The organism is Arthrobacter sp. AL05, from assembly GCF_029960715.1.
GTDB lineage: Bacteria > Actinomycetota > Actinomycetes > Actinomycetales > Micrococcaceae > Arthrobacter.
In genome coordinates, this window is the sequence record NZ_JASBRC010000023.1 from 1 (window position 1) to 24014 (window position 24014).

27 protein-coding genes and 1 pseudogene are annotated in these 24014 nt (G+C 62.6%); 14 read left to right on the forward strand and 14 right to left on the reverse strand.

From position 1 onward, the window contains the following. Positions 1-1090: 1090 nt before the first annotated feature. Positions 1091-1687, reverse strand: coding sequence for a TetR/AcrR family transcriptional regulator (locus QK287_RS17220; protein WP_226776260.1), 597 nt, complete (start codon positions 1685-1687; stop codon positions 1091-1093). A 129-nt stretch (positions 1688-1816) separates the two neighbouring features. Between QK287_RS17220 and heR the strand changes: the two genes are divergently transcribed. Further along, positions 1817-2611, forward strand: a complete 795-nt coding sequence (gene heR, locus QK287_RS17225; protein WP_226776261.1) for a heliorhodopsin HeR — start codon at positions 1817-1819, stop codon at positions 2609-2611. A gap of 9 nt (positions 2612-2620) precedes the next feature. Here heR and QK287_RS17230 read toward each other — a convergent pair whose 3' ends face one another. Continuing rightward, positions 2621-3517: an NAD-dependent epimerase/dehydratase family protein gene (locus QK287_RS17230; RefSeq protein ID WP_226776262.1), complete on the reverse strand. Its 897-nt coding sequence runs from the start codon at positions 3515-3517 to the stop codon at positions 2621-2623. A 636-nt stretch (positions 3518-4153) separates the two neighbouring features. Here QK287_RS17230 and QK287_RS17235 point away from each other — a divergent pair. The 11 genes and pseudogenes from QK287_RS17235 to QK287_RS17285 all read left to right on the forward strand — a co-directional run bounded on the left by QK287_RS17235 (position 4154) and on the right by QK287_RS17285 (position 11639). Beyond that, positions 4154-4708 carry a hypothetical protein gene (locus QK287_RS17235; protein ID WP_226776263.1) on the forward strand — a complete coding sequence of 185 codons (555 nt, stop codon included), beginning with the start codon at positions 4154-4156 and terminating at the stop codon, positions 4706-4708. Between the two features lie 178 nt (positions 4709-4886). Further along, a complete protein-coding gene (locus tag QK287_RS17240; RefSeq protein ID WP_226776264.1) occupies positions 4887-5105 on the forward strand; it encodes a hypothetical protein in 219 nt (72 codons plus the stop codon). 544 nt (positions 5106-5649) lie between these two features. Further along, a complete protein-coding gene (locus tag QK287_RS17245) occupies positions 5650-5976 on the forward strand; it encodes a YciI family protein (protein ID WP_348774727.1) in 327 nt (108 codons plus the stop codon). 46 nt (positions 5977-6022) lie between these two features. Beyond that, the gene (locus tag QK287_RS17250) at positions 6023-7399 is read left to right on the forward strand and encodes an RNA polymerase sigma factor (protein ID WP_282360941.1); all 1377 of its coding nucleotides are present in this window, start codon (positions 6023-6025) and stop codon (positions 7397-7399) included. Beyond that, positions 7365-7703 carry a YciI family protein gene (locus tag QK287_RS17255; RefSeq protein ID WP_282360942.1) on the forward strand — a complete coding sequence of 113 codons (339 nt, stop codon included), beginning with the start codon at positions 7365-7367 and terminating at the stop codon, positions 7701-7703. Before QK287_RS17250 ends, QK287_RS17255 begins: the two co-directional genes overlap by 35 nt. A 128-nt stretch (positions 7704-7831) precedes the next feature. Then, positions 7832-8233: a VOC family protein gene (locus QK287_RS17260; protein ID WP_282360943.1), complete on the forward strand. Its 402-nt coding sequence runs from the start codon at positions 7832-7834 to the stop codon at positions 8231-8233. Continuing rightward, positions 8230-8709: a DUF664 domain-containing protein gene (locus QK287_RS17265; RefSeq protein WP_282360944.1), complete on the forward strand. Its 480-nt coding sequence runs from the start codon at positions 8230-8232 to the stop codon at positions 8707-8709. Before QK287_RS17260 ends, QK287_RS17265 begins: the two co-directional genes overlap by 4 nt. A gap of 250 nt (positions 8710-8959) precedes the next feature. Further along, positions 8960-9316, forward strand: a complete 357-nt coding sequence (locus tag QK287_RS17270; protein ID WP_282360945.1) for a YciI family protein — start codon at positions 8960-8962, stop codon at positions 9314-9316. A gap of 467 nt (positions 9317-9783) precedes the next feature. Then, positions 9784-10245 carry a hypothetical protein gene (locus QK287_RS17275; RefSeq protein ID WP_282360946.1) on the forward strand — a complete coding sequence of 154 codons (462 nt, stop codon included), beginning with the start codon at positions 9784-9786 and terminating at the stop codon, positions 10243-10245. Positions 10246-10587: 342 nt separating this feature from the next. Beyond that, a pseudogene (locus QK287_RS17280) lies at positions 10588-11019 on the forward strand (MFS transporter); the annotation flags it as partial. Positions 11020-11165: 146 nt separating this feature from the next. Further along, positions 11166-11639 carry a hypothetical protein gene (locus QK287_RS17285; RefSeq protein ID WP_282360947.1) on the forward strand — a complete coding sequence of 158 codons (474 nt, stop codon included), beginning with the start codon at positions 11166-11168 and terminating at the stop codon, positions 11637-11639. A 531-nt stretch (positions 11640-12170) separates the two neighbouring features. On the opposite strand, the gene QK287_RS17290 is transcribed toward QK287_RS17285, so the two are convergent. The 4 genes from QK287_RS17290 to QK287_RS17305 form a co-directional block, all read right to left on the reverse strand. Continuing rightward, positions 12171-12938: an SCO1664 family protein gene (locus QK287_RS17290; RefSeq protein WP_226776277.1), complete on the reverse strand. Its 768-nt coding sequence runs from the start codon at positions 12936-12938 to the stop codon at positions 12171-12173. Further along, positions 12938-13492: a DUF3090 domain-containing protein gene (locus tag QK287_RS17295; protein ID WP_226776278.1), complete on the reverse strand. Its 555-nt coding sequence runs from the start codon at positions 13490-13492 to the stop codon at positions 12938-12940. The genes QK287_RS17290 and QK287_RS17295 overlap by 1 nt, the downstream gene beginning before the upstream one ends. 24 nt (positions 13493-13516) lie before the next feature. After that, the gene (locus tag QK287_RS17300) at positions 13517-14209 is read right to left on the reverse strand and encodes a histidine phosphatase family protein (RefSeq protein WP_282360948.1); all 693 of its coding nucleotides are present in this window, start codon (positions 14207-14209) and stop codon (positions 13517-13519) included. Positions 14210-14663: 454 nt separating this feature from the next. Continuing rightward, positions 14664-15218, reverse strand: a complete 555-nt coding sequence (locus QK287_RS17305; RefSeq protein WP_282360949.1) for a hypothetical protein — start codon at positions 15216-15218, stop codon at positions 14664-14666. 755 nt (positions 15219-15973) lie between these two features. Between QK287_RS17305 and QK287_RS17310 the strand changes: the two genes are divergently transcribed. Then, positions 15974-17038: a sodium:calcium antiporter gene (locus QK287_RS17310; RefSeq protein ID WP_226776282.1), complete on the forward strand. Its 1065-nt coding sequence runs from the start codon at positions 15974-15976 to the stop codon at positions 17036-17038. A gap of 112 nt (positions 17039-17150) precedes the next feature. Here QK287_RS17310 and QK287_RS17315 read toward each other — a convergent pair whose 3' ends face one another. Continuing rightward, positions 17151-17651, reverse strand: a complete 501-nt coding sequence (locus QK287_RS17315; protein ID WP_282360950.1) for an SRPBCC family protein — start codon at positions 17649-17651, stop codon at positions 17151-17153. Positions 17652-17715: 64 nt separating this feature from the next. Here QK287_RS17315 and QK287_RS17320 point away from each other — a divergent pair, with 64 nt between their 5' ends. Then, entirely contained in the window at positions 17716-18027 is a 312-nt protein-coding gene (locus QK287_RS17320; protein ID WP_282360951.1) for a hypothetical protein, read from the forward strand. A 227-nt stretch (positions 18028-18254) separates the two neighbouring features. On the opposite strand, the gene QK287_RS17325 is transcribed toward QK287_RS17320, so the two are convergent. The 7 genes from QK287_RS17325 to QK287_RS17355 all read right to left on the reverse strand — a co-directional run bounded on the left by QK287_RS17325 (position 18255) and on the right by QK287_RS17355 (position 23437). After that, positions 18255-18998 (reverse strand): ABC transporter permease, encoded by a 744-nt coding sequence (locus QK287_RS17325; RefSeq protein WP_226776292.1) that lies wholly within the window; start codon positions 18996-18998, stop codon positions 18255-18257. Between the two features lie 8 nt (positions 18999-19006). Further along, positions 19007-19813 (reverse strand): ABC transporter ATP-binding protein, encoded by an 807-nt coding sequence (locus tag QK287_RS17330; RefSeq protein ID WP_282360952.1) that lies wholly within the window; start codon positions 19811-19813, stop codon positions 19007-19009. Between the two features lie 220 nt (positions 19814-20033). Further along, on the reverse strand, positions 20034-20375 hold the full coding sequence (locus tag QK287_RS17335) for a YnfA family protein (RefSeq protein ID WP_226776285.1): 342 nt from the start codon (positions 20373-20375) through the stop codon (positions 20034-20036). Continuing rightward, positions 20321-21091 (reverse strand): diguanylate cyclase, encoded by a 771-nt coding sequence (locus QK287_RS17340; RefSeq protein WP_282360954.1) that lies wholly within the window; start codon positions 21089-21091, stop codon positions 20321-20323. Before QK287_RS17340 ends, QK287_RS17335 begins: the two co-directional genes overlap by 55 nt. A 58-nt stretch (positions 21092-21149) precedes the next feature. Further along, complete coding sequence (locus QK287_RS17345) at positions 21150-21356, reverse strand: hypothetical protein (protein WP_226776287.1); 207 nt, start codon at positions 21354-21356, stop codon at positions 21150-21152. A 57-nt stretch (positions 21357-21413) separates the two neighbouring features. Continuing rightward, complete coding sequence (locus QK287_RS17350; protein ID WP_226776288.1) at positions 21414-21644, reverse strand: hypothetical protein; 231 nt, start codon at positions 21642-21644, stop codon at positions 21414-21416. 179 nt (positions 21645-21823) lie between these two features. Then, on the reverse strand, positions 21824-23437 hold the full coding sequence (locus QK287_RS17355) for a phospholipase D-like domain-containing protein (protein ID WP_282360953.1): 1614 nt from the start codon (positions 23435-23437) through the stop codon (positions 21824-21826). Between the last annotated feature and the right edge of the window lie 577 nt (positions 23438-24014).

The window sequence follows — 24014 nt, forward strand, 5'->3', positions numbered from 1 at the left end:
GGAAGACATGGGCACAATCCTTTCAAACTGTGTCTCACATCAGTAGTACACCTCAGGTGAGCCAGTAGTACATCCAGGCAGTTTCGTGGCGCCGGTCAATGGCTGATAGTCCTACATTGCCTACAGCAGCGCCGTCTATCGTTATGGCCCAGTTGCGTCTGGACTCTGTGAACGGAAGTTGGGCGCCGATGTAGTCACGCGCCTGGTCTATGGTGGCTGGGTGCGCACTGCCAAATTGAGTCTTTAGGTCCGGGTTCTGCTGGTATGCAGCCCGTAGCGCGGGTGCGTCCTCAAGCGTCCAGGGGCGAAGTTCGACGGTCAGAGTTCCTATCGTGCCCGACGAAGTACGGCGGCCATGAATTTGCCCGTAAGCCAGTGAGGGGAAGGGCAAACGGGAAATTACGCGCTGCCTGCGGCGCTAGCTAGCCGCCTGCACGTGAAGTTAAAAGCAGTCAAGAGACGTCCGGTCACCCCAAACGGTGACAGGCCGTCTCTGCGCTGTTGCAACTCTGCTGGAACGATGACCCTCTGAGTCATGACAAGGTGAGGGCGCGTAACGAGTCCATCCTGGAGCGCTCTGCTGCCTTAGCTGTGGGGCGCCACTGACCGGCTCGGTTCCGGTGGGCCCCAGCTCGCTGGAGCAAGCCTTTCGGACTTTTCTCTTTTCTGCGGTTTCCATGGCAGCCTGTCGAGACCTGGTGACTGCAAGTCCGATAGCGCTTCCTGCTGCGGCCAGAAAGAAGAGCAGCACCAGCAACGGACCGGACATCCCTGGGAAGAGCGGGTTGCGGCCGGTAAGGAAGATTGACGCCAGTAAGCCCACCATCGAGATGGAAAACATCAGACCTAATGCTCTCTGGATGCGGCTCTGGCGAGTCGGCAGTGACTTGTTTGAAGTAGTCATGGATTTATTCTATCGTGTTGACTTTTAGCAAAATTGACAAGCTTGTAAATAATGGGGAATTAGAACAACAGATTGGTTCTACAACCCCGGCCTTCAAGCCACTGGTACAGATGGCCTCTTTTGAGCTTCAGAATTGGCTGACTTCGCGGCTGACGTGTGTGAGCCAACGACCTCGCGTGTCGGGGTCTAATCCAGGTCTGTGGTGAGGACGAGTTCAATAGTCTGTGTGAGTAGTGCGAGTTCGGCGTTCTCCTCGAGGTCCGGCCACTCCTCTTTGATCTCCAGAAGCTCGTGCAGGAATGACATTCCGGTGACGATGACCGCGAGCAGCACGGCCCGTTCCCGGGGGCGCGAGAGCCCGAGTTCGGTCATCATGGGCAGCATCATTCGACTGATGAAGATCTCGCGGAGCTGCGCTACAGCCTCGGGTTTCGAACTGGCTGCCCTCATCATTCCGAGGATGTTGCTGGCCTCGGGCGAGTTGACCGACTCGAGGATGCGGCGACCTATAGCCCGCGCAGCCTCCGCCCGTGGGAGAGTTGCCATGAGCTTTGGTGCAGCGAGAGCTTCCTCGCTCGGTGCGGGCATCGACGCCGCGAAGAGGTGCTCTTTGCTGGAGAAGAAATAGATCGCAAGACTCGGATCGACTCCCGCGCGCTCGGCGATCATCCGCATAGTAGTCCGCTCATACCCGTGCTCGGCGAAGAGAGAGCGCGCGGCTACGAGGATCTGTTGCTTGCTTTCGCTGGTTCCCCTTCGGCGACCTGCTCGTGCAGTGGTCATTGGCACATCCCGGCCTAGTCGTGGTCCTTGACATGCAATCGTAGCGATCTCTTGAAATTTTAATTCAACGGCCGTTCAATTAGAGGGCGCAGCAACAACATCCCTACCAGCGAACCAAGGGGCAACGCCGTGACTCAGTCCTTGACATCGCCGTCGATTGCGACGGGCGTGACTCCCGAACGCCTTCGAGGCTTACGGCGGTGGAACATCGCACTAGCAGTACTGCACCTCGGCCAGGCTGCCGCGCTTCTCTTCCTGACGAACGACTTCGCAATTCCAGTGCTCGCTTCGTATGTTGATGGTCCTCCCGGAGCAGGAGAGGAGGGAGGCCTCGTAACCTCGACGCTCTTCGAGCTGACCATCGGGTATGTTCTCGTGGCATTCCTCGCACTGGCTGGCACTGATCACCTGCTGACGGCGACGCTCGGCCGCAAAGTCTATGAGCGTGACCTCCGGCGCGGCATCAACCGGTTCCGGTGGGTCGAGTACTCGTTGAGCGCGACGCTCATGGTCATCGTGATCGCACTCTACTGGGGCATCGTGACTATCAACGCCCTCTTCGTCGTCGCCGGCGCCAACGTCGCAATGATTCTGTTCGGATACCTTCAAGAGCGAATGAACCCCCCGGGCCGAACATCGACCACGATGGTTCCGTTTTGGTTCGGTGCGCTGGTTGGAGTGACTCCGTGGGTGGCGATGGGCCTTAACATCCCGCTGTACTCCGACGCTCCGGAGTACATCTTCGTCATCTTGGCGATTCAGGGCGTTCTCTTTTTCTGCTTCGGACTCACTCAGTGGCTTCAGTACCGGGAAATAGGCCCGTGGGCCAACTATGCGTTCGGTGAGAAAACGTATCTGGTGCTGAGTCTCGCGGCGAAATCCCTGCTGACGTGGCAGGTCTTCCTGGCCTCTCTCATCGAATGAATAAGTGCCCTAACCAAGGATTCGGGCTGAGAGGGATTCCGCCGCTGCGACTACGTGGTCAAAGTGGTTGTCGGAAATCAGCCAAGGGTTGGGTTCTATTGGCTGGGCATGCCGATTGAATAGTGCGCCTGATCTGTCTTCCAAAGCGGGGTGGACCACGAGGGGCACCACTTTTTCGGCGTAGGCCTCCGCGCTCTGGAACAGCAGACCTATGAGGGTCTGCTGTGCTCGTAGTTTCAAGGTCGCTTGGCCGAGGACACCGGCCATGATGTTGGTCTTGATGATGCCGGGATTCATACCGAACACGTTGATGTCCGGAAACCGGGCGGCAGCATGGTGGACCAGAGCCTCGTTGAACACGACGGTGTTGCTGTGGGCCGTCTGCCAGCGGTAGTTTCGGGTCAATTGCACGTCCGTGAGGTCCAGCGCGCGTTCGCCGCCGGGAAACCCCCAGACAAAAAGGCGCGGCTTCTGCCGGGGCGAAGGCCTTCCCCGGCCCAGCCGTGGCGCCAGTTCCTGGGCAACGACCCACCGGCTCATCGCGCTCGTGGCCAGATCTTTCTCTACGCCTTCCGGTGTCTCTTGGCGGGTCCGTCCCGCAAAGATCCCGTGGGTGAGCAGGACTGCGTCGAAGGTTTCGGCCGGCAAGTCGCGGGCCATCTGGCGGGAGTTGTTCAAGGACGACAGGTCTGCCGGGATAAATGACCTCTTGGGGTGAGGAGGGTCCTTGAGCGTCCTTCCGACGACGGTGACCTCGGCCCCTTTGCGCAGCAGGGACTGGGTGATGGCCCGGCCGAGGCCGCCGGTACCGCCGAAGATCACCACGCGAAGACCCTCGTAATCGGTCTGGGCAGAAGACAGCGTTCCGGGTTTCCAGTCCTGTCGTACCGTTCCGAAGGAAGACATCTGTAACTCCATTCTTGGCCGAAGATTCGGCCTACGCCACCACGTCGAGGCCCAGCGGGCCGCCGCCGTGCGGGCCGTGGCGGATTGGTTAGGGGGCCCAGGAGTTGACGTTAGACGGCTTTGAGCCCAGTGTGGACGGACGGGGAGCACCGCGTGCTCCAGAATCATTCGCTCAGCTTCTCACGATCGTCCGGTTGAGGATCGGCTTGCGGGCGCTGGTGCGACTAGTGGAACATGGTCCCGCCCGTTTCGAAGTCGCCGGAACCCCGTCATCGAAGCTGGGGCGCCACCGCAACCATGATGCGGAAAATGATTTCTCATTGGCGGTCCTGCAAAGCCACGGGCAAGCAGGGGACAGATCGGTAGAGGTCCCGATCGGACGAATAGAGGGCTCTATTTCCACTTGCTATGTCAGCGACATTGGGACCGTAGATGAGGCGCTGAAAAGAGTTCTTGAAGAATCCGACCGCAGCGTCTCTCGGTGCGGAGTGGGACACTGCAGAGATTGCATTCGACCTGCGCCTCAGCGCATAACACCTGAAATGGAGTCGTAGACGACTGACGTAAATTCGCTGGCCCTCGATATGCTGACGTTTTCCGGGCTGATTCGACTCATCCGTCATCCGTCAGCCGCAGGTGGCCGAGAACTATGAGGCACGGGCGAAGTATCTTCTATCCAATCCTGCAGCCGAAGATGTTGAGGAAATCCGTGCATGGGTCCGCCTGACACTCCAGGGAGGTGCTGGTGGACTCGGCGACAAGTACGTGCAGAAGACGGACGGGTCGGTGGATAGGGCGCTTAACCAGCAGTATCAGGACCTACTGCAGAAGATGACCGACTTCGCACTTGGCGCTGATGAGTCATGGTCGCTGCTCCAGCAGATGGGGAACACCATGTTCGCCCATGGATACACCTACCTTCGCCTGGTCGAGGTCCCAACTGGCAAGTGGCCCTGCCTGCGCGGACACACCATGTACGAGGTGATGACCGCGCCTGGCCTGACCCGCCAGGTGAATTCGACTCTTCTGGGTGGTGCCGTGGGCTACGACCCGCGCGGCACACGACGAGACATGCAGGAGTGCCAGATGACGGCACGCCGCCTTTTCGATGAGGGCCGGACCGATGACTGGGTGCACTTCTCAAGCTCTCAGGTGATTCCCGGTGAGACGCTGCGGCGGGCGACTGCGTGAAACATGGCGGATAGCGGACTATAGACTCGGCCTGTAGTGATGGGGGACTGACAATGGGCAAGATCAAACCGGCCGAATTCTGGCTGGAACTGACTGCACTGTCGGCTTTTTTGTCCTCGTTGCGGTCTTCTTCCAAGGTGTCTTCGCGGGCGGGCTTGTTGTCGCGGAGGTGTGCGAATTGGGTGCTGGTCAGCCGTACGACCACGAGTACCGCAGCCAAAACGCGCATGAGCAACTCCAGCTGTTCCCGCTGACCACAAAGTGCAACGCCGAGTACGACCTGGTTCCGCCGTGGACGAACCCGGCATTGGCGATCTTGGACATCCTCACGGTGTCTTTCTTCGGGGCGATGCTCGCTGCCCTATTCATCCGGATTCGGGGCAGGGTACGAGGATGATTCCCATTCGGACACACAAACGCAGTGCAGACGACTTCTGACATCAGTGCAGGCGACTCCTGAAAATCACAAGCGCGTGCGTAGGCGATCGGTTTCGTTTTGGGCTGCTCCGGGGTGTCTCGTAACTATCGGTGAATACACCGAATCCATCAGAGGGTTTCGAGACATAGTTACGGGAATCGCTGGCCGCGGACGAGCCCACACCATTCCGGGAAAATTAGAGCATTGTCGCCTGTGGAATTCGGCGCTCTTGGGCGGTGTTTTGTGGTCGCTCTTTGTCGCTAGCTGTATTAACCACGGAGGTTAGTGACGCGGCTTGCTGGTGGCGGCTTCGATGAGGTCGTCGGTGATGATTTCGAGCTGGTTGGTTTTGACGACGCAGGTGATTTGAGGGATCAGGCACTCCAGGAACAGCGTGACACTCCCGGATGGGAGTGCCCGGTCCCGGCTGTGTGGGAGACTTTTTTCGCCGCGTGTCCTTTTCGCCGCGTCTCGAACGTCGTGCTGGTGTATCAACCGACAAGATGGAGTCATCGTGGAATACATGCTTTTCATCTGTACCGATCCCTCAGCACCGAAATATGTGGCCGCTGAGGACAACATCGTGGAGTGGGGGGCCGAGATGGGATCGCGGGGAGTCACCCGTCACGGAAACAGCCTGCGCCCCGTGGAAGACGCAACCACCGTCACGGTCCGTGCGGGCGAAGTGGTGGTCTCCGACGGGCCGTTCGCCGAGACGAAAGAATGGATTGCGGGCTACGACATCATCGTTTGCACCGATCTCGATGAGGCCATCGAGGTGGCGTCGAAACATCCCATGGCGCGCTTCGGCAACATTGAGATCAGGCCAGTGTGGCCGCTCGGAGAGTAGGGATTCGCCCGATGTCCGGCGCTGATGGATCGCAGGGAGGGGTGAGATGGTAACGGAGCCGGCGACGGAGGTGCAGTCCGCCGTCGCGATGGCCTCCGCCGCTGAAACCGCGCGAATCACTGCAACCCTCATCCGTGTCACCGGCGACTGGAGCCTTGCCGAGGACTGCGTCCAGGATGCGTTTGCGCGCGCTCTCATCGACTGGCCGGTGCGAGGCATTCCCAGGAATCCCGGGGCTTGGCTGACTACCGTAGCTAAGAACCGGGCGATCGACCGTATGCGCAGTGCTGCCAGCGAAAAGAGGGCGGTCCGTGGACTCGCGACTCTCACCGAACTCGAAGAAATGCCGGAGGAGCCCGGCTCAGATCCTGCTGTCGACGACGACCGGTTACGTCTCATCTACACCTGTTGCCACCCTGCCCTCCCGCTCGATGCCAGGGTCGCTTTGACCCTGCGCACGGTCGCCGGTCTCACCACGGGTGAGATTGCGCGCGCGTTCCTGGTCTCGGCAGCAACGATGGCGAAACGACTCGTCCGTGCCCGTGCCAAGATACGGAACGCAGGAATCCCATATCGTGTGCCGCCGCCGGAGCTAATATCCGAACGCACTGCTGGCATCCTGTCCGTGCTCTATCTCATGTTCAATGAAGGATATTCGGCCACGGGCGACAGCACATTGATCCGCGAACCCCTTGTCCGGGAAGCGATTCGCCTGGCCCGGTTGCTGGTCGGCCTGCTCGACGATTCGCCTCAGCAACCGGAGGCCTTGGGTCTGCTGGCGCTTATGCTGTTCCACCATGCACGGAGAGGGACCCGAACGGACGCTGCGGGGGACTTGGTGACGTTGGAGGAGCAAGACCGCGGATCGTGGGACAGCGCTGCGATAGCGGAGGCTATGGCGCTGCTGGCGGCTGCCGAGCAGATGGGCATTTCACGCCGTTCACGGCCCGGCAGCTACTGCGTCCAGGCCGCCATTGCTGCCTGCCATATGGTCGCCCCGGACGCAGGCAGCACCGACTTCGCGAAGGTAGCCGCGCTATATGACCACCTCGGGCAGATTGCACCGTCACCGGTTATCGAGCTCAACCGTGCCGTCGCCGTCGCGATGTCTCAAGGACCGGAGGCCGGCCTGGCACTCATCGATCGGCTGGAGCGCGAACGATCTCTAGACGGCTACTATCTTCTACCCGCGGCGAAAGCTGACCTCCTGCGGCGTCTGGGCAGAAAAACAGAGGCCCACCGCGAATATCGGAGGGCCCGGGAGCTCGCACCGTCGGAGGTTGAGCGCCGCTACCTCAACAAGCGCCTGGCGGAAACAGCCCATGTGCCCTCATCCGCATCTCAGTTCACCAAAATATACGCGCCCGATAACGGTGCAGAGGAGAAAAATGAAACACCTCATATTGATTCCGAACAATGTTGATACCTGGAAGGGCCTTCCCGCGGCCGAGATCGAGGGGATCATGCAGGCCCATACCTCCTTACAGAAGGAGCTCACTGCCTCCGGAGAATTCGTGGAGGCACATGAACTGAGCGAGGAGGCAAAGTTCGTCACATCAAACGCCGGCAGCTGTACCGTGACTGACGGTCCCTTCATGGAGACCAAGGAGTTTGTGGCCGGCTACTACATCGTCGATTGCGTGGACATGGAACGCGCGGTGGAAATCGCCGGAAAACTCGGAGAGGCAAAACTGTGGCCGATCGAGATACGCCGAATCGACGCATAATCCAAGGACAAGAATCGGCCCGCCTACTAGATTCGGAGTTACCGCTGATTTTGGCGGTGCATCAACCCCTATGAAAAGGACCTGATACCTGGTCCAAACGTTTCCATCTCACATCAGGAGTACCCACTATGGCTGCACCTCTCGTATACATCAGCTTCCCCGGAACGGCCCGGGAAGCGCTGAGCTTCTACGCAGACATCTTCGGGGGCGAGTTGTCCCTGCACTCTTACGAAGATTTTGGCAGGACCGACGGCCCACCAAACGCCATAGCTCACGGCGTTCTCGGCGGTGACGTAGCTCTGGCGGGATCCGATGCCCCGGCAGGAGAACAGACCGTGCGGTTCGAAGGCCTCACGCTATCGCTGCTGGGAACCGCTGAACCGGCGATCCTCCAAGAGTGGTTCGACAAGCTCTGCATCGGCGGGTCGGCGATCGACCCGTTGACTCTTAAGCCGTGGGGCGCCTCAGACGGTCAGGTCACTGACCGCCATGGTCTTCGCTGGCTCATCGGCTACGAGCCGCAAGCATGAGTGACGAACTGCTGCTGACGCAGCTGGCAAGCGAACGCGAGCATGTACTGCACGCCGTGGACGGGCTGACCGACGCCGAGATGAGTGAGCCACTCGTCCCATCAGGGTGGACCATAACGCGCCTCCTCAACCACCTCACCTTCGACGATGAGATGTTTTGGATCTCGGCCGTTCTTGGCGGCGACCCCGAAGCGATCGCAGCACTTCACAACGGCTGGGCATCCCGTCCCATGACTGGCGTCGAAGCAGTCAACATCTACAGAGACCAGATCCGGCGCAGCAACCGAATCCTTGCGAAAGTTGACCTTGATGACCCACCCCGCTGGTGGCCCCCGGCCAGCGAGTTCGCCGCACAACCGATGCGTGAGGGCCGCGAGGTCGTCTTTCGCGTGCTTACAGAGACATCGACTCACGCAGGCCACCTCGACATCGTGCGCGAACTGATCGACGGACACCAAAATCTCGTCGTCAACTGATCCACCGCCCAAAACGAAGCACGGGGAACTTCTTCGCAACCTGGCACTCGGGCCACGTAAACCCAACACTCCCGACCCAGGAGTCCCCCTTAAGCCTCTGCTCCCACCCGCAGATGTCGCTAAACCCGAGCATCCGCGATACCGCGGTGGACATGCGGACGCCCATCGCCCACTCCACTGCACCCAGCACCGGAGACACTGCACCCACCGGCCCGACTAGCCGATCGACATTCGCGAAAGGACCATCACAATGCCGCAATTTGCCATCCTCATCTATGCAGACGAGTCCCTCCATGCTGTCGATGCAGCAGAGGACGAACTCGAAGAGAACGACCAACACGCAAAGGATCTTTCAGCCTCAGGCACCATGTCGCTCGCCTATGCCCTGACCCCTCGAGCTAGTGCGGTGTCCATCCGACGAGATAGCACAGACAGTGGACCGTTCGTCCAAGCCGACCAGTTCGTAGCAGGCTTCTACGTTGTGGAAGCTCCCGATCTCACCGCCGCTGTGGCGATTGCCCGCTTGAACCCAGCAGTCCGCACTCGCACCGGCGGCGTCGAAGTCCGCCCCGTGCACAGCGGAGGCATCACGGCCAATAACAAGTAAACGATGCACGCATAGGTAGTGGCGTGCTGTCTCGGAAAACTTCGGGTTCTCGAGAGACCACTACATCTCCTTAGACCGGGCCACCGGCCGGAAGGGACCAGATGCGCGGCGTCTCGGAAGTTGTCTCGCCATGCTCCATCTCGCTGAGGTTGGCTCAGTGACTTTACAAGACAGAGAGCGAGGACGCCCAGCTGCTCTCGGAAGCTTTGGGCGTAACTGGGAAGTAGGTCTTAATCGACCTATATCTTTAGTCCGTCTCCGTCCGTGCCTTTATGGCGCGGCGCATCTTCGATTGCCTGCTCCTTGCCGCTCACGATGCGTGATTGATCACGTGAACGGGGTTTGGAGCGCCTTTGGCCTGAATCAATCCTGTATGGGACCTCGTGCCACTGGTGGCCCGTTGCGGATTGCGGAAGATGGAAGGGTCGCCGTTAGGCGGCCAGCTAACCGCTATCCGGGAGAACATCATGAGCACCCCTCGTCGCGCCCTTATCCTCATCGACGTCCAGGTGCAGAGCCGCTATGGCCTCGGTGTGAACGGCACCGAAGCGGCCGAGGCGTCCTTTTCCCCGGCCCTGACTCGAGTACAGCAGTCCCGCTCTGTAGTCGAAAGTGAAAGAAACCAGGCCGTGGCAGCACGCACCGACGCAATCGTGGCCAGGGCTGACGTGACCGGCGCCAGCCGCAACGACCGGGAAGCCGGGGGCGAGCCGGCGTGGGAGTCCGGGGGAACAACGCCAGCGGCTGGTCGAAAGTCTGGAAGGCAAGGGGACAGGGAAGCTGTAAGCTCCCGATTCCTCGCAGACAAGCACGATGGCGCCCACTCCTCGGCCGCTGTCGCTCAGAAACCGCCGTCGGCCAACGCATCAAAGATGACCAATCGCAGGGGCAAAGGCAGGATGATTGAACCCGGTGGACCCGAACGCTAATCCGAAAACATGTGGGGACGAACAGGGTCTGTTCTGATGCGCTCAGGGGTCCGCCGATTGAGGTGCTCTAGCGAACCCGGACCCCAAGAGTGGCAAGTTCCCGAATAGCTGCGGACTCTCACTGGGGCTAGCCACCAGACTCGTGAACGAATCGTGCGACCTCGTCAAGCTCCGAGGGCCGAGGGCCACGTGCGCCGGGTAAATCACCGTCCCCGATGCGCACGCCTTGTCGCCATCGTTCAACGTTTCGGGAGCTGCTCAACCGGCCTCTTGTGGCCGGTTCTAGGCTCAATTCAAACCCGGCGCCCGGCGTCATGCGGGGCAATGAGGAAGGCGGCAGCCATGTCCGGCACCCCCGCCCTATCCAGGTCCAGCCTTGAGAATTGCGTGCTCTACGTGGCGATCGTCGCGTCCTTCATCGCCTTCTTGGACGGCTCTGTGGTCAATCTTGCGCTTCCGGCCATTAGCAGGGAACTCGGCGGGGGCCTGGTGCTCCAGCAATGGGTGGTGGATGCCTACCTATTGGCGCTGGGCGCACTGATACTTGTGGCCGGGTCACTTTCGGACCAGTTCGGCCGGGTGCGGGTCCTGCAGTGGGGTCTTGCGGGGTTCACCGTCACCTCGGTGCTCTGCGGGCTTGCCTGGAACGGCGAGTCGCTCATCGTGGCCCGGGGCCTGCAAGGCGTTGCAGGTGCCCTGCTGGTGCCCAGTTCGCTGGCTCTGATCGTGACTGTTTTCAGCGGCCGGGCGCAATCAGCTGCGATCGGTAAGTGGGGACCAGGATGCGCAGGCAGTGGCTGACCGGGCTCATTAGGGAAGTCCATACCGCCAGCCGGGGCACCTACGGGTCCTGACCGGAGCCATACCGAACTGACGCGTGCCTGGACGTGCGCGTCAGCGAGCATCTGGTTGGGGAGCTGATGAGCCTGGCTGCAATCGCCGGCCTTCCCGGGCCGGCCAAGGTCAAACGCTTGTGGGGCGTCGCCACCAGCGATGCAAGTGATATTGTTTCGAAGATCATCTACTACGCCTTGGTGCTTCGTCCTTCAATTCGCGCTCGGGGTTTTTGGTCCGAACCCGGTCGCCACCCTGTTGGCAGCCATCATCGCGCTCTGCCCAAGGTCGTTGTGGCCATCATCATCGTGGTGATCAGTGCGGCGATTGCCGCCGCCGTAAAGACCCTCATCCAGGGATCCCTTGGCGGGCTATCCTACGGCAAAACCCTGGCGGATATCGCCAGCATTGTCATTCTGGGCATTGGCATCATTGCGGCCCTGAACCAGGTGGACATCGCCACCACAGTGACGACGCCGATTCTGATCGCCGTGCTGGCAGCCATCGTGGGGATCCTCGGCGTCGTCGGCGGGCTGATCAAACCGATGTCCGCCCGCTGAGAACAGTACTTGAACAATGCTGAAGAAGAAGCGGCTAGGATCAAGGCCAACGCCCAGAACGCACCCCCGGCTAGAGACCAGATTACCGAAGCGGCCCCAGGACTACCTGCCGACCCAAGACGAATCAGGATCCGGCGCCCACCGGCTGTGATCGGCGGGGCATCCCCACCGCGTCCTGACACTTCGGCATCTGGATGTTCGGCCCGGGAGACCCACTAGCCGCTCCCATCGCCACCAGGGCTCGCCGCCGTTGCCCTGGCGGGTTGGGGCGGGCCCGGACACAGCCAGTTCCTGTGCGTCGGCCGTCAAATTCGTTGCCGGCCAACTACGATCACCCATCATGCCCGTGCCGTGCCGGGTCCGCCGTTTCCGGCACGTCGGGATCGGCGGCCCCGGACCGGACGGACATCTCCTGCCCGATGAACTCATAGTGGGCGAGCAAGTCGGCCACTGCGCAGAAGCAATAGCCGCAGCCGGTAGTAAAAGACGAGGCAAGAACGTGAATAAGTTCTTGCCTCGGCCGTAATTCCCTTAGAACAGCGGCCAGGGCACCGCCGGCATCTCACCGCTCGGAGCCGGAAACCGCCCTGCCAAGCGCAACCGTGCGCAACGCGCGGTGAGCGATGCGATTTCTTCGGCGCTGAGCAAGTCCGCCAGGTTTCGGCCCAGCCCACCGCGCAGTCCTTCGCTGACACGATCGATGCCGTCGCGTTCCTCGGCGGTCAAAGCGTCTCCCACCCATCCCCACAGCACCGTGCGCAGCTTGTGGTCACGGTGAAAGGTGAGCCCATGGTCCACGCCGTACCGGTGTCCTTCCGGCATGGCAAGAATGTGGTCACCTTTGCGGTCGGCGTTGTTTACGACCATGTCGAACACCGCCATCCGTCTGAGTGCTGGCGAGTCTTCGTGAACGAGGGCGACCATCCGTCCGCTCTCATCCCGTCCCTCGAGAACGCGTTTCCAGCCCGTCTCCGGCACGTGGTCCGTTGCGACCAGGTCCACGGCGCTTTGGGTGGGGTCTTGCTCCTGCCAGAGCTGCACCATTCCTTCGCCCATCGGACCATCGCGCAGCCAGGTGTGCGGTAGGAGGTCCCAACCGAAGGCCTGCGAGACCAGGTAGGCGGCCACCTCCCGGTGAGCCAGGGTGCCGTGGGGAAAATCCCACAGCGGACTTTCGCCTGCTATCGGCTTATAGACGACCACCACGTCGCCGATGCTGCCCAGAAATGTAGCGTTTGATGCCGTCGTGATGCGGCCGGTGAGCTTAAGCTCGGCGGTTAGCAGGTCCGGCGCTGGCATCAGACCTCGGGAAGGGTGCAGATGTGCCCGTCGGCGTCTATGGGGTAACCGCAAAGCGGGCACATCGGACGCCCGGCGCCCACGATCTCCCGGGTGCGCTTGGCGAATGCGCGGGCGGTGCCGACCGGCATTCGCACCAGCAGCATTTCGGGCTCGTTAGCGCCGTCCTCAACAAGCGATTCGTCGTTGTCATCAGCATCGACATCGGTGATGGGGTAGGCCTCTATTACGACCTGGGCCGTGGTTGGGTCCCAACCCAAGCTTATGGCGCCGGTGCGAAACTGCTCCTGAACTGCATCGAGCTGGTCATTGTCGACAAGTTCAATGGGAGTACTCGAGGGGACGCTGAACGGGTTGCCGTCGACTGTGATGAGCTGGTCGAGAATTTCGTCGATCTTCTCTGCGAGCAGAGCCGACTGCTGCTTCTCCAAGGCAATACTCACAACCTGCCTCCCTGCGCGCACCTGCAGGTAGAAGGTTCGCGCCCCCGGAAGGCCGATGGTGCCAACGACGACCCGATCAGGCCAGGCAAATTCATGAACACGTGTAGGCATGTCAATATTCTAGGCACATGAGGTTCATGGCGCCTTCTGACCGGCGCCGCCGCCCACCGGCGCATCGCCAGAGTGGATGCCGTTCGACAGCCACGACAGATCACCCGCGTCGGTGTTGGTCGCATGGACGCTCGGCCGGCTAGCGCCGTAGCGCACGATCGATACGGAGGCGGGGCCCACGTTAATACGCTGGAACAGGTCAAGGTGCATGCCGAGCGCGTCGGCGAGGATTGACTTGATGATGTCACCGTGACTCACCGCCACCCACACGGCCCCCGGCCCGTACTCGGCTTCGAAGGCTGCATCGTGGCGTCGAATCGCTGCCACCGCCCGGGCCTGCATCGCCGCCATGGATTCACCGCCGGGAAAGACGACGGCGGACGGTTGCGACTGCACAACCGGCCACAAATCCTCGGTCGCGAGATCACTGAGCGTGCGGCCCTGCCACTGGCCGTAATCGCACTCGGTGAGATCGGGATCGACCGGCGCGTACGGCGAGACAGCCTGCCGATCGAGGATGAGCTGGGCGGTCTGCCGACAACGCTCAAGAGGGCTCGACACCACCCCGACTAAGGGCACGGCCGCGAGCCGGTCGCCGGTCAGAGCCGCCTGGTCGCGCCCGATCTGGTCCAGGCTGACGCCGACGGCACGACCGGCCAGCAGTCCAGTGGCATTGGCTGTGGTGCGGCCGTGCCGCACGAGAATAACTGTCGCCATCCACCCAGCCTAACCACCCGCGCGACGGCGGTGTGCACCGTCCAGGGTCGCGCGTCACACAGGCAGATAAAAGCACTGGCGGAACCCTCCAGCACGCCCACGCGCTCGAAGCCGCACGGACGGACTCGGCACGCCTCCACCAGCTCATGGCCGACGCAGCAAAACCGGAACAAGCGGCACAGGCAGAACCCCAGGCACAGCTGATCGGGTGCGGTTGCGTTGAAGTCCCGGCGGATGTGTGGTCATCGTGGACGGGCGGAGTACCCCGTTCTCCTTCTCCAGCAGCCGGATCCGCTTTTTGGCATCCCTGAGCTCTGCGGCACTGGCACCGATGATCGCCTGACTAGGCAGGCACGAGGGCGCGGCGCCTGCCCGAAGTACGCGTGAGGTGCTGCGCCGTGGGCCGCAGTTAGTCGGCGGACGGACCCCAGCGCCACCGCCTAACGAGCCGTCCTCAGTCCTCGACTATGGACATAGGCAGGCCGCCGCCATGAACGGAAGGGGCGATGCTGTCCAGCTGCCATCCATCCGCGGCCGCCCGAAACGTAGCGGTCTGCGGCACCGAGTAGCCCGACGGGACGTTGCTCGGCCCATTCGCTGCAGAGGCCTGGTGTTCTTCGGTCAATTCCTTAAAATGGACGCTCGCAGTCGACCCGGTCATCTCCACGGATTCCACCGTGATCTTCGTCGAAAAGTCCGTGTACCAGAAGCCCGTTGACTTGAATGCGGCCTTTGACCGGGCTACCACCGGAAGGTCCCGCGCGCGCTTGGCTAAGTAGGCCGCAGTCGCCTGCCCTTCGGTCAGGCGTGGAGCCGGGGGAGTGTCGAGGACGGTGCCGTTGCGGTCCTGGACAGCAGTCTGGATGATGGCCGTGAGCTCGGAGGACGACGGGCTGGGCACAGCTGCTGGAGGCGATTCGACCGTGAGCGGCCCGGCAGCCGACTGGCACCCGGAAAGGACCAACCCGAGCAGCACCGCTGTGGCGGCCGACGTGCGGCGGTAAGTCATCGTGCTCCTCCTGGTCATCGATGTCCCCTCAGCCTCCCCTGCCGGCCCCACACGGTCAACGGGGGCTCGCCTGTCCCGATCCAGGATCGCACGGGATAACCCCACCCTGCGGTCACTTGCCCTGTCCTTCCCGCCGATGACCGGGCGGGGAAGCCAGAGCCTGGCCGGACATCACCTTCGCCGTCGCCGGAACCCGCGAGGGGAGCCGGGCACTGTTCGGCTCCGGCACCTGCGTGGAGGGCGACATCGCGGCCCACTGGTTCCGGTCCCAGGGCGCCTGCTTCGAAGCACTGCTCCGGACGCCGTCGGTAGCTATCCCGGCGTGCCCGGATCAGGCGGTTCGGACCAGTCCAAGCACTCAACCCTTGCCGAGAACTGCGACGACAACGGTGTCCTGCCACTGCACTCGGATGGGCTTGTCCGGCTTCCGCAATGCACTGCGGTACTTGCCGATGTTTTCCAGGGCCCGCGCGGGGCCATAACCCCGCCAGAAGCTCGAAACAGGGCAAACACTGAGGCGCGCCTGAGCAAACGCCATCCCCGCCACTCGCAGCCAGGCAACAGGCAGTCCTGCCCACGGCAGTACGCGATTCCGCGGTTCACCCCCGCCGGTACCGGATACTCCCCGTCTCAGGCCCGGGATGGAACAGATTCAGTAGACTGATGTTTTCGTTAGTGCAACGGTTTTGCTATTTTCCCCCGGACCGCGGTGAAGCTGCACCAGCAGCTCAACCGGCCGGAAACGGAGTATGTAAATGGAATCTTTTCCGCTGGCGTTGCTATTGCTGATTTTCGTGGCTGCGGCGGCCGTAATCTGGTCCGCCGGGATCCAACTGTCCCGACAAACCGATGTTCTAGACGTCCGCCTGCATCTCGGATCCGCGCTTGGCGGGCTGATTCTGCTGGCCGTCGCGACGAATCTGCCCGAGCTTGCGATCACCTTCAGTGCGGCTGCGGCGGGGAACATCGGCGTGGCTGTCGGGAACATTCTGGGCGGCATCGCCATCCAGACGGTGGTGCTGGTCGTTCTGGATGTCTTTGGGACTAAGGGCAAAAAACCGCTGAGTTACCAGGCCGCATCACTGACCCTGGTCATCGAGGCAATCACCGTGATCGGCGTACTCGGGGTGGTGATCGCCGGAAGCCAGATGCCTGCGGGCCTTGTCGCGTTTCGCCTCACGCCTGCGGCCGTGCTGATAGCTCTGATCTGGCTGCTCGGCCTTTTCCTCGTACAGCGGTCCCAGAAGTCCCTCCCGTGGCACGGGCAGGGCCACGCCCCCGCTAGCCAGGACAAGCCCCAGGGTCACAGCAAGACAGCTAGGGCCGGCGGAACCAAGGCTTCGGGGACGGGCAAGTCGATGCTGATCTTCCTTGTCGCGGCTGCGGCGACCCTCGGCGCAGGGGTGGTGCTTGAACGCAGTGGGGAAGCCATCGCCGGACACATCGGGCTCTCCGGTGTCCTCTTCGGGGCAACATTCCTTGCGCTCGCGACATCGTTGCCGGAAATCTCCACCGGCCTGGCCTCAGTGAAGCAGGGCGACTACAGACTGGCCTTCAGCGACATTTTCGGCGGCAACGCATTCCTACCCGTCCTGTTCCTCGCCGCCGTCCTCATCTCCGGCAAACCCGTGCTGCCCCAGGCGCACGCCACCGACATCTACCTCACCGCCCTCGGCATCCTTCTGACCCTGGTTTACATGCTGGGACTGATTTTTCGGCCCGCACACAAAATCCTGGGAATGGGTGTTGACTCACTCGTCGTCCTTGTCCTGTACCTCATCGGGGTGGCAGGACTGTTCGCCGTGGCGTCAACGGGTTAGCCACCCTATTCCGGCCCGATCTGCTAGCTTCTCGGGGACTCCGTGGAGGGTGATCGCGGCCAAGATCGGTCGCAGATCTGCGTGGGGAGGTTGGATATGCCGATTGAGCCGGTCATGACTGGGCCTCCTCACTTGCAGCGATGGACTCGGCGATCCGCTTGATCGCGGCGAGCGTTTTCGGGATACCGTCGAGCGCCTGCTGGGTGCGGTCGATGATCTGGACGTTGGCGCCGTCACCGTACTTCTCCTCGAACATGGCGATCCCGCCGGGCAGGAAGTCCCAAGATTCGCTCAGGGTCGTCCCGGTGTCTGCTGGAGTCAGAGCGAAGCCCCAGCGGACCAAGCTGCCACCCACCACCCAGGCGAACTCGCGACCGCGCTCGGCAGCCACCACCTGCGACCGGGTCTCCCAGGACCGGTGCGGGAGCTCATTACGCCCGGTGAACCAGGCACCGAGCTGGCCGGCATGGACCGCATCGTCCCACCAACACGAGGTACAGACTGGGCTCCACTCGCCGGTGCGGGTGATGTCGGAGACCAAGTCGTAGAGTGTCTCGGCTGATGCCTGGACCGTTACGGACTCCTGGTGATGGCGGATGTTTGTCGGATTCATGGGTCCATCATTACAGAACGGTCACTTCTTCTGCCGTTGGCGGCCGCCGTACCAGTCCTCCAACGTGGCCAGGCCCAGATACGCACCGGTTGTGGAGCCCGGGAAGGAGTTCCAGCGGCGGCTGGATTCTCTGGTCACCGATCTGTCCGAGCAGAGTGCGTACTTTCTGGCGTTGTGGGGCCGCCACGGCGTCCGTCCGAAAGTCGCCGGCAAGCGACTGCTGCACCATCCCGTGGTCCGCGACCTGGAGCTCTTCCACGAGACACTCGCCGTGACAGGCACCGACGGTCACGTGCTTGTCGTTCACCATGCCGAGCCGGGAAGCGCCTCTGAGGCAGCGTTGTCCAGACTGGCCCGGATCAGCGGAAGCGACTGATCGTCTAAGCGTCCAGCGGGTCCCAGGGTAGCCCTGACATTCCCATAAAACGTGGGGCTCTGGCTACCCATCGGCGGGTACGGCGCACTGAAATCTGAGCCGCCGCATGTCCGCTCTTCCACGGACTTCGCAGGTAAGCGAGTCGTCATCACCGGCGGCGCATCGGGCTGGGAGAGCCGGACGGCCCGGCCGGGCCCCGGGTTGGCCGCCGTTGGGCTGGTGGCCGCTCACGGGTTCCGCCGGCGCAGAGTCAGCGAGGCCAGGACCAACACAGCCAGGACGATCGCTGCCATGATGCCGGTGTCTTGCCACAGTAGTTCCGTGGCATCGCTGTGGCCGGCGATCTCCTTCAGGGCATCCACCGAGAATGTCAGCGGCAGCACGTTAGAGACTGCTTCCAGGAGCCCGTTCATCCGGTCCCGCGCGACGAACAGCCCGCACAGCAGGATCTGCGGTACCACCACAACCGGCATGAACTGCACAGCCTGGAACTCCGTCCGGGCGAAAGCGGAACACAGCAGGCCCAGCGCCACGCCCAGCACCGCGTTGACGACGGCGATCATTACCACGAGCCCCGCGCTGCCTTTGATCTCCAGGCCGAATACCCAGTAGGCGACGCCGGTGGCGACGAACGACTGGAGGGCGGCCATGATGGAGAACGCCAGCCCATAGCCGAACAGCAGGTCGGCTTTGTGGATGGGGGTGGTCAGCAGCCGCTCCAGCGTGCCGGAGGTCCTTTCGCGCAGCATCGTGATCGACGTGACGAGGAACATCACCACGAACGGGAAGATCGCCAGCATCATCAGACCTACCCGGTCGAAGGTCCTCGGCGCACCGGGCGGCACGGTCTCGTTTTCGTAGAGGAAATAGACAGCGGTTAGCAGCAGCGTAGGTACCACAAGCATCAGCGCCACGCTGCGTTGGTCGTGGCGCAGTTGGTCCAGAACGCGCGCCGTTGTGGCGAGCATCATGCGCGGATTCATTCCGTCACCTTCATTCCAGCTGCCGGAAGGCTGTTGGCTTCGGGACGCGGTTTAGTACCCGGGCCGTTGGGATGGCCGTCGTCGGCTTCGGCCTTCCTGATGATGTTCAGGAACGCCAGCTCCAAGTCCTCGCTTCCGCCCCGGTTGCTGAGCTCATCCGGGGTGAGCGAAGCCATTAGCCGGCCTTGCCGCAGGAGCAGCAGCGATGCACAGTGACTGGCCTCTTCCATAACATGGCTCGAAATCAGCAGGCTGGTGCCGGACGCGGACATGGCGCCGAAGCGCTCCCAGAGGTCCGCGCGGAGGACGGGGTCCAGGCCGACGGTCGGTTCGTCCAGGATGAGCAGCTTCGGGCGCGCCACGAGGGCGCAGGCCAGCGACGCGCGGCTGAGTTCGCCCCCGGAAAGGTCTGCAGTCTTGATCCTGGCGTGCCCTTCGAGCCCGACGGCGGCAATCGCCGCGGCGGCGTCGCGCCGGTGTCTGCCGTGCATGGCACCGAAATACCGCACGTTCGCTTCGACGCTGAGGTCTGGGTAAACGCTGGGGGACTGGGTGACATAGCCAAGCTCATGGCGGAGGGCAGGATCGCCGGCAGGCCTCCCCAACACTGTAACGGAGCCGGAGGTAATGCGTTGGACCCCAACGATCGTGCGCATCAAGGTGGTCTTGCCGCTGCCGGAGGGACCCAGCAACCCGGTGATCCGGCCCGCCGGAATGCTGAAATTCAGTTCCTGGAGGATGACTTTGTGCGCCTTGACGATGGACAGGCTGCTCACCTGCACGGCTGCTGCTGACCGGGACATGGTTTCCTTTGCAGGTGCCTGATTCACCAAGTATTGAATTGAATCTAGACCCGCGGAATCGTGCGGTCAACGGGACCAGCAAACTGCCATAATCCCATCATTTCCGCGCTGGTTCTGCGCCTGAAAAGACAAACAAACCCCGTGCCGGGTGCTGCCGCGTCTTCTGCTTGGACGGCAACACGCTGTGCCCGCCGGTACCTTCGCCCGCCCGGCCGGAATCCTAGGAAACGGGCCCACGGGGAGCGAACATGATCACCGACACCCCTGCGGCACAGATCAGGGACCCGATGACGTCCCAGCGGTCCGGGCGGAACCCATCGAAGACCACGCCCCATGCCAGGGACCCGGCGACGAACACGCCACCATACGCGGCCAGGATCCGCCCGAAGTGTGCGTCGGGCTGCAGTGTCGCCACGAACCCGTACAGGCCCAGGGCAATGACTCCGAGACCGGCCCACCACCACTCCCGGCCTTCCCTGACGGCCTGCCACACCATCCAGGCCCCGCCTATCTCGGCAACAGCAGCCAGGATGAACAGCAGCACAGACTTTGCAATGACCATGATGCCCATCCTGCCGCACGCTTGTGGACATCCCAGCACTGCGATCCATACGTCCGCGTGGCTGAGCGGGTTCCCCGCTGGGATCGCAGTGCACAGTGATTACGGATATCCGATGCCGATGCCGGCGCCGTCGGGACAAGGGGAACAGTTGCCGGGTGGTGGATGAGCAGGATATGCGTCCACTGCCTGCGGCCGGTTATTCGGCCGGGGCAGGTTCCTCGGGCCTGAGCATCGTGCTGGTTGGGTATGAGGCCCGCCATGCATCGAATGTCGCTGCGGGCATAGGGCAGCAGATGAAGTATTCCTGGACGACGTCGCAGTCGAATGTCCTCAGATGCGTAAGCGTCTCGGCGGTCTCGACGCCCTCGGCCAGGACGGTCAGCCCAAGACTGTGGCCGAGGTCGATGATGCACCCCGTGCCGTGCGAGCAGATCGGCAGTCTGCCGGGGCAGTCCGTCATCGAGCAGGCTGCGCGCGGACAAATTGACGGACATGGTCAAGGGGACTCCGGAGTCCAGCCAGGCCTTGGTCTGGGCGGGAGCGGCTTCCAGCACGTGGGTGGTCAAGGGGCCGATCAACAGCTCGTCGCCGTAGTGGTGACCGAAGGTGTCGTTGATCTCCCTGAACCAGTCCAGGTCGATGAGCAACAGTCCGACTGCCGCGCCGGTGCGCTCAGCCGCAGCGGGCTCCTGGCCGAAACGGTCAAAGAGCAACACGCGGTTCGGCAGACCGGTCAGGGCATCGTGAAGCGAGTCGCGCAACGCCTGACGCCGTTCACGGTCCAGTAGCCGCAATGGCAACGAACTTGGGGTCGACTTCTTCGCCGTCGATTTTGAGGGCGAGTGGTGTGTTGCCAGTACCGACAGCGTCGAACATGCGGGCAATTGAACCGAGATAAGACTCGTGGGCGGCGTCGAGCCGAGACTCCGTCTCGGGGTCGCTCTGGTCACCGTTCTCTTCGACGAGGTCCAGTGCTGTCACCAGGTCAGCGGATGCAGCGTTGTACTTTGCCCGTACTTCGGGGCCAGGCTCGAGTCGTTACTCGTGTTCCAGGGATTCCTCTGCCGTGACGGCACGATCGGCCCGGTCATAATAGTCCGACAGCGTGCTCGCATCATCAGCGGATTGGGCCGCTGAGGAGGCGACCTGTGAGGACCAGCCGGCGAAGACGCTGACACTAAGCAGCACCAGCACCAGCGCTACGGTGGCCACCCGGATGCGCAGGGCAGTTCGGTTGTCTGCACCGGGCTGGGCAGCACTGGCGTCCAAGTCGTCTTCGGCAGACGGCTCTGCCGCCGGGGCAGGCCGCCTCTGGTCCGCCAGCTGTCACGCAGGTGTCTTAATCATTCGGTTCGCCCGTGCATCACACGCGAGGGTTCGATAGCCGGCGCAGGACATATTCAATTACCGTCAGCATACGGCCCATTCTGCGCTCATAGGTTGCCTGGCTAGAACCGGTCAGTGCCTCGCAGCTTGCGGGGGCGGCCGTCCGGATCCACGACGAGACGGCGGATTGGATTCGCCCAGAGGCGTTGGAGGGCCGAGACGGGTTCTGGCGTGTGGTGTCGCACGTTTCCCGTGGGCCGGGGTGGGCGCTGGCCGGTTTCGTGCCAGTGGTCAAGAGCATCGGCGGTGGTGTTCCAAAGCTTGAGTCCGGCCGCAGGGTCGTGGAGCCGGGGGTCGTTCTGGTCCAGACCAAGGTGTTCGGCCCAGAGCTGGAGCCTGAGCCTATGGCCCAACGGCAGGGAAGTGTCGGAGCCGGTGTCCGTGCCGTGAAGTTCCCGGGTGTCGGCAGTGGTGTCGAAGACGGCGCAGGTGAGTTCGCTGTCGGTGGTCCACGATCGGCGGTTGAAGTTGTCTGAGCCGCAGGTGAACCAGGAGTCGTCGATGATGCAGATTTTGGCGTGGATGTAGATCGGAGTTCCGGTGCTGCTCTCCAGGTCGAACACCCCGACCCGCTCTGGTGCGACCTGGCGCAGCATTTTGATGGCACGCAGTTGCCCGATCCGGCTGGGCGGTCCGGCGAGGGGACCATCGGAGTCGGGGTAGCGGGGAACGACGGCGATCACGCTCAAGTCAGGGTTCCGTTCGAGGGCCTCTGCGATTCCGGCGGCGACCTCTGTGGACCACAGGTACTGGTCCTCGATGTAGATCAGCGAGCGGGCCCGGGAGAACGCTTTCGCGTAACCGCGGGCAATGCTGCGCTCTCCTTCGGGTGCGAACGGAAACGGGGGACGTTTCACTCCGTAGGTGCGCAGCAGCTGCACGGCGTGCGGGCCCGCCGGTGGTGGTGGCGGCGCCGTGGCGGGGAGCGGTTCGGGGTGTCGGGGCATCCGGGCGAGACGTTGCAACAGCATCCGGTAGGGGGTGCGGTGGTCCAGGGGATGGGGGTCGTTCCACCGTTCAGCGAACACTGCCAGCACATCAGCCACTACGGGACCGCGGAGTTCGAGGGCGGCATCGTGCCACGGGGGTTGGTTCCCGTACCGGGCATCCATGGCCACCGTTTGCGGGTCTCCCGCGTGGTGGGCGTCATCCCGGCGGCTGTGCGAAAGGTCGAGCCCGCCAACGAACGCGACGTCCCGCGACGGGTTGTCGCGATGGCGGATGACAAAGAGTTTCTGGTGATGGGAGCCGAACAACCGTACTCGCTGATCCAGCAGCACTTCTCCGCCGGCGTCGTTAATCTGACGGCTTAGCAGCTCATTGGATCGGCCGCTCATCGGGGCCGACACGCGCTCGCCGTGGGATCTCCAGACAAGGCCCCGGACTTCCACACCCGCACGGGCCAACCCCGCGAGCAGATCACCGATCGACGGTCCGCCCGCCTGCAGCAGTTCATCGGCATCGCCACGCCAGTCGGTAAACCACACGCGGTCTCCCGCCTGCAGGTCGGTTAGCTCCTCATGCAGGCGGGCGAAGTAGCTCGCTCCATGGATGAGGGGCCGCACCAGGTTGCCCTCCGACCACGACGGGGATCCGGCACCGCCGGCGTGTACGTCCGTGGCCAGATTCCCCCGCTCAGCGCGACTCAGGAACCACGTACCGGCATTACTGTCCACTCGATACTCCTTCGTGACCCGAGGCCAGGCCGCTAGTGTCTGGTCTCCAAAATAGCCTACGGCTGTGCGGGTAATGCCACCATCCGGGTTCTCAGCGCCCGGCAATAGCGGGACGGCGGTTCCGGCGCGTCCGGTCTTCCGGTCGATCTGCAGAATGCGGACCGCGGGGCTCCGGGGCCAAGCCAACCGTTCCCGGCTGTTCGCGGGAAGCCTCCGTGGCGGGAAAAAACCCTCCCGGCCACCCATCCGTGACATGGATCACTACGAACTGTAAGTGTCAACATCATGGGCACGCCCACACGCAGGGGTATTGCGCTGCGTCTTCCGGCCGGGGGGCCGGAGGGAGTACTCTCCGGATTGTCATGGTCTCAAAATCGAACTCATGACAGGAGCACACCAATGTTCGATCGCAAATTCGTCACCGATGCTATGAGCCGCAGCGCGGAAAACCCTATGGACCGGCGCATCTTGTTCCGCGCCGCCGGAATTGCAGGGATCGGCGGCGCCGCTGCTTTGATCGCAGCCTCACCGTCCCGTGCGGACGGCGACGCAGAGCATTCCGATAAGAAGCCAAGCG

Coding starts and splice junctions, on each gene's coding strand:
- QK287_RS17220 (WP_226776260.1), bottom strand. CDS start 1,687: ATGACCACTGCACGAGCAGGTCGCCGAAGGGGAACCAGCGAAAGCAAG.
- QK287_RS17230 (WP_226776262.1), bottom strand. CDS start 3,517: ATGTCTTCCTTCGGAACGGTACGACAGGACTGGAAACCCGGAACGCTG.
- QK287_RS17245 (WP_348774727.1), top strand. CDS start 5,650: ATGCTTTTCATCTGTACCGATCCCTCAGCACCGAAATATGTGGCCGCT.
- QK287_RS17250 (WP_282360941.1), top strand. CDS start 6,023: ATGGTAACGGAGCCGGCGACGGAGGTGCAGTCCGCCGTCGCGATGGCC.
- QK287_RS17255 (WP_282360942.1), top strand. CDS start 7,365: ATGAAACACCTCATATTGATTCCGAACAATGTTGATACCTGGAAGGGC.
- QK287_RS17260 (WP_282360943.1), top strand. CDS start 7,832: ATGGCTGCACCTCTCGTATACATCAGCTTCCCCGGAACGGCCCGGGAA.
- QK287_RS17265 (WP_282360944.1), top strand. CDS start 8,230: ATGAGTGACGAACTGCTGCTGACGCAGCTGGCAAGCGAACGCGAGCAT.
- QK287_RS17270 (WP_282360945.1), top strand. CDS start 8,960: ATGCCGCAATTTGCCATCCTCATCTATGCAGACGAGTCCCTCCATGCT.
- QK287_RS17275 (WP_282360946.1), top strand. CDS start 9,784: ATGAGCACCCCTCGTCGCGCCCTTATCCTCATCGACGTCCAGGTGCAG.
- QK287_RS17285 (WP_282360947.1), top strand. CDS start 11,166: ATGAGCCTGGCTGCAATCGCCGGCCTTCCCGGGCCGGCCAAGGTCAAA.
- QK287_RS17290 (WP_226776277.1), bottom strand. CDS start 12,938: ATGCCAGCGCCGGACCTGCTAACCGCCGAGCTTAAGCTCACCGGCCGC.
- QK287_RS17295 (WP_226776278.1), bottom strand. CDS start 13,492: ATGCCTACACGTGTTCATGAATTTGCCTGGCCTGATCGGGTCGTCGTT.
- QK287_RS17300 (WP_282360948.1), bottom strand. CDS start 14,209: ATGGCGACAGTTATTCTCGTGCGGCACGGCCGCACCACAGCCAATGCC.
- QK287_RS17305 (WP_282360949.1), bottom strand. CDS start 15,218: ATGACTTACCGCCGCACGTCGGCCGCCACAGCGGTGCTGCTCGGGTTG.
- QK287_RS17310 (WP_226776282.1), top strand. CDS start 15,974: ATGGAATCTTTTCCGCTGGCGTTGCTATTGCTGATTTTCGTGGCTGCG.
- QK287_RS17315 (WP_282360950.1), bottom strand. CDS start 17,651: ATGAATCCGACAAACATCCGCCATCACCAGGAGTCCGTAACGGTCCAG.
- QK287_RS17325 (WP_226776292.1), bottom strand. CDS start 18,998: ATGATGCTCGCCACAACGGCGCGCGTTCTGGACCAACTGCGCCACGAC.
- QK287_RS17330 (WP_282360952.1), bottom strand. CDS start 19,813: ATGTCCCGGTCAGCAGCAGCCGTGCAGGTGAGCAGCCTGTCCATCGTC.
- QK287_RS17335 (WP_226776285.1), bottom strand. CDS start 20,375: ATGGTCATTGCAAAGTCTGTGCTGCTGTTCATCCTGGCTGCTGTTGCC.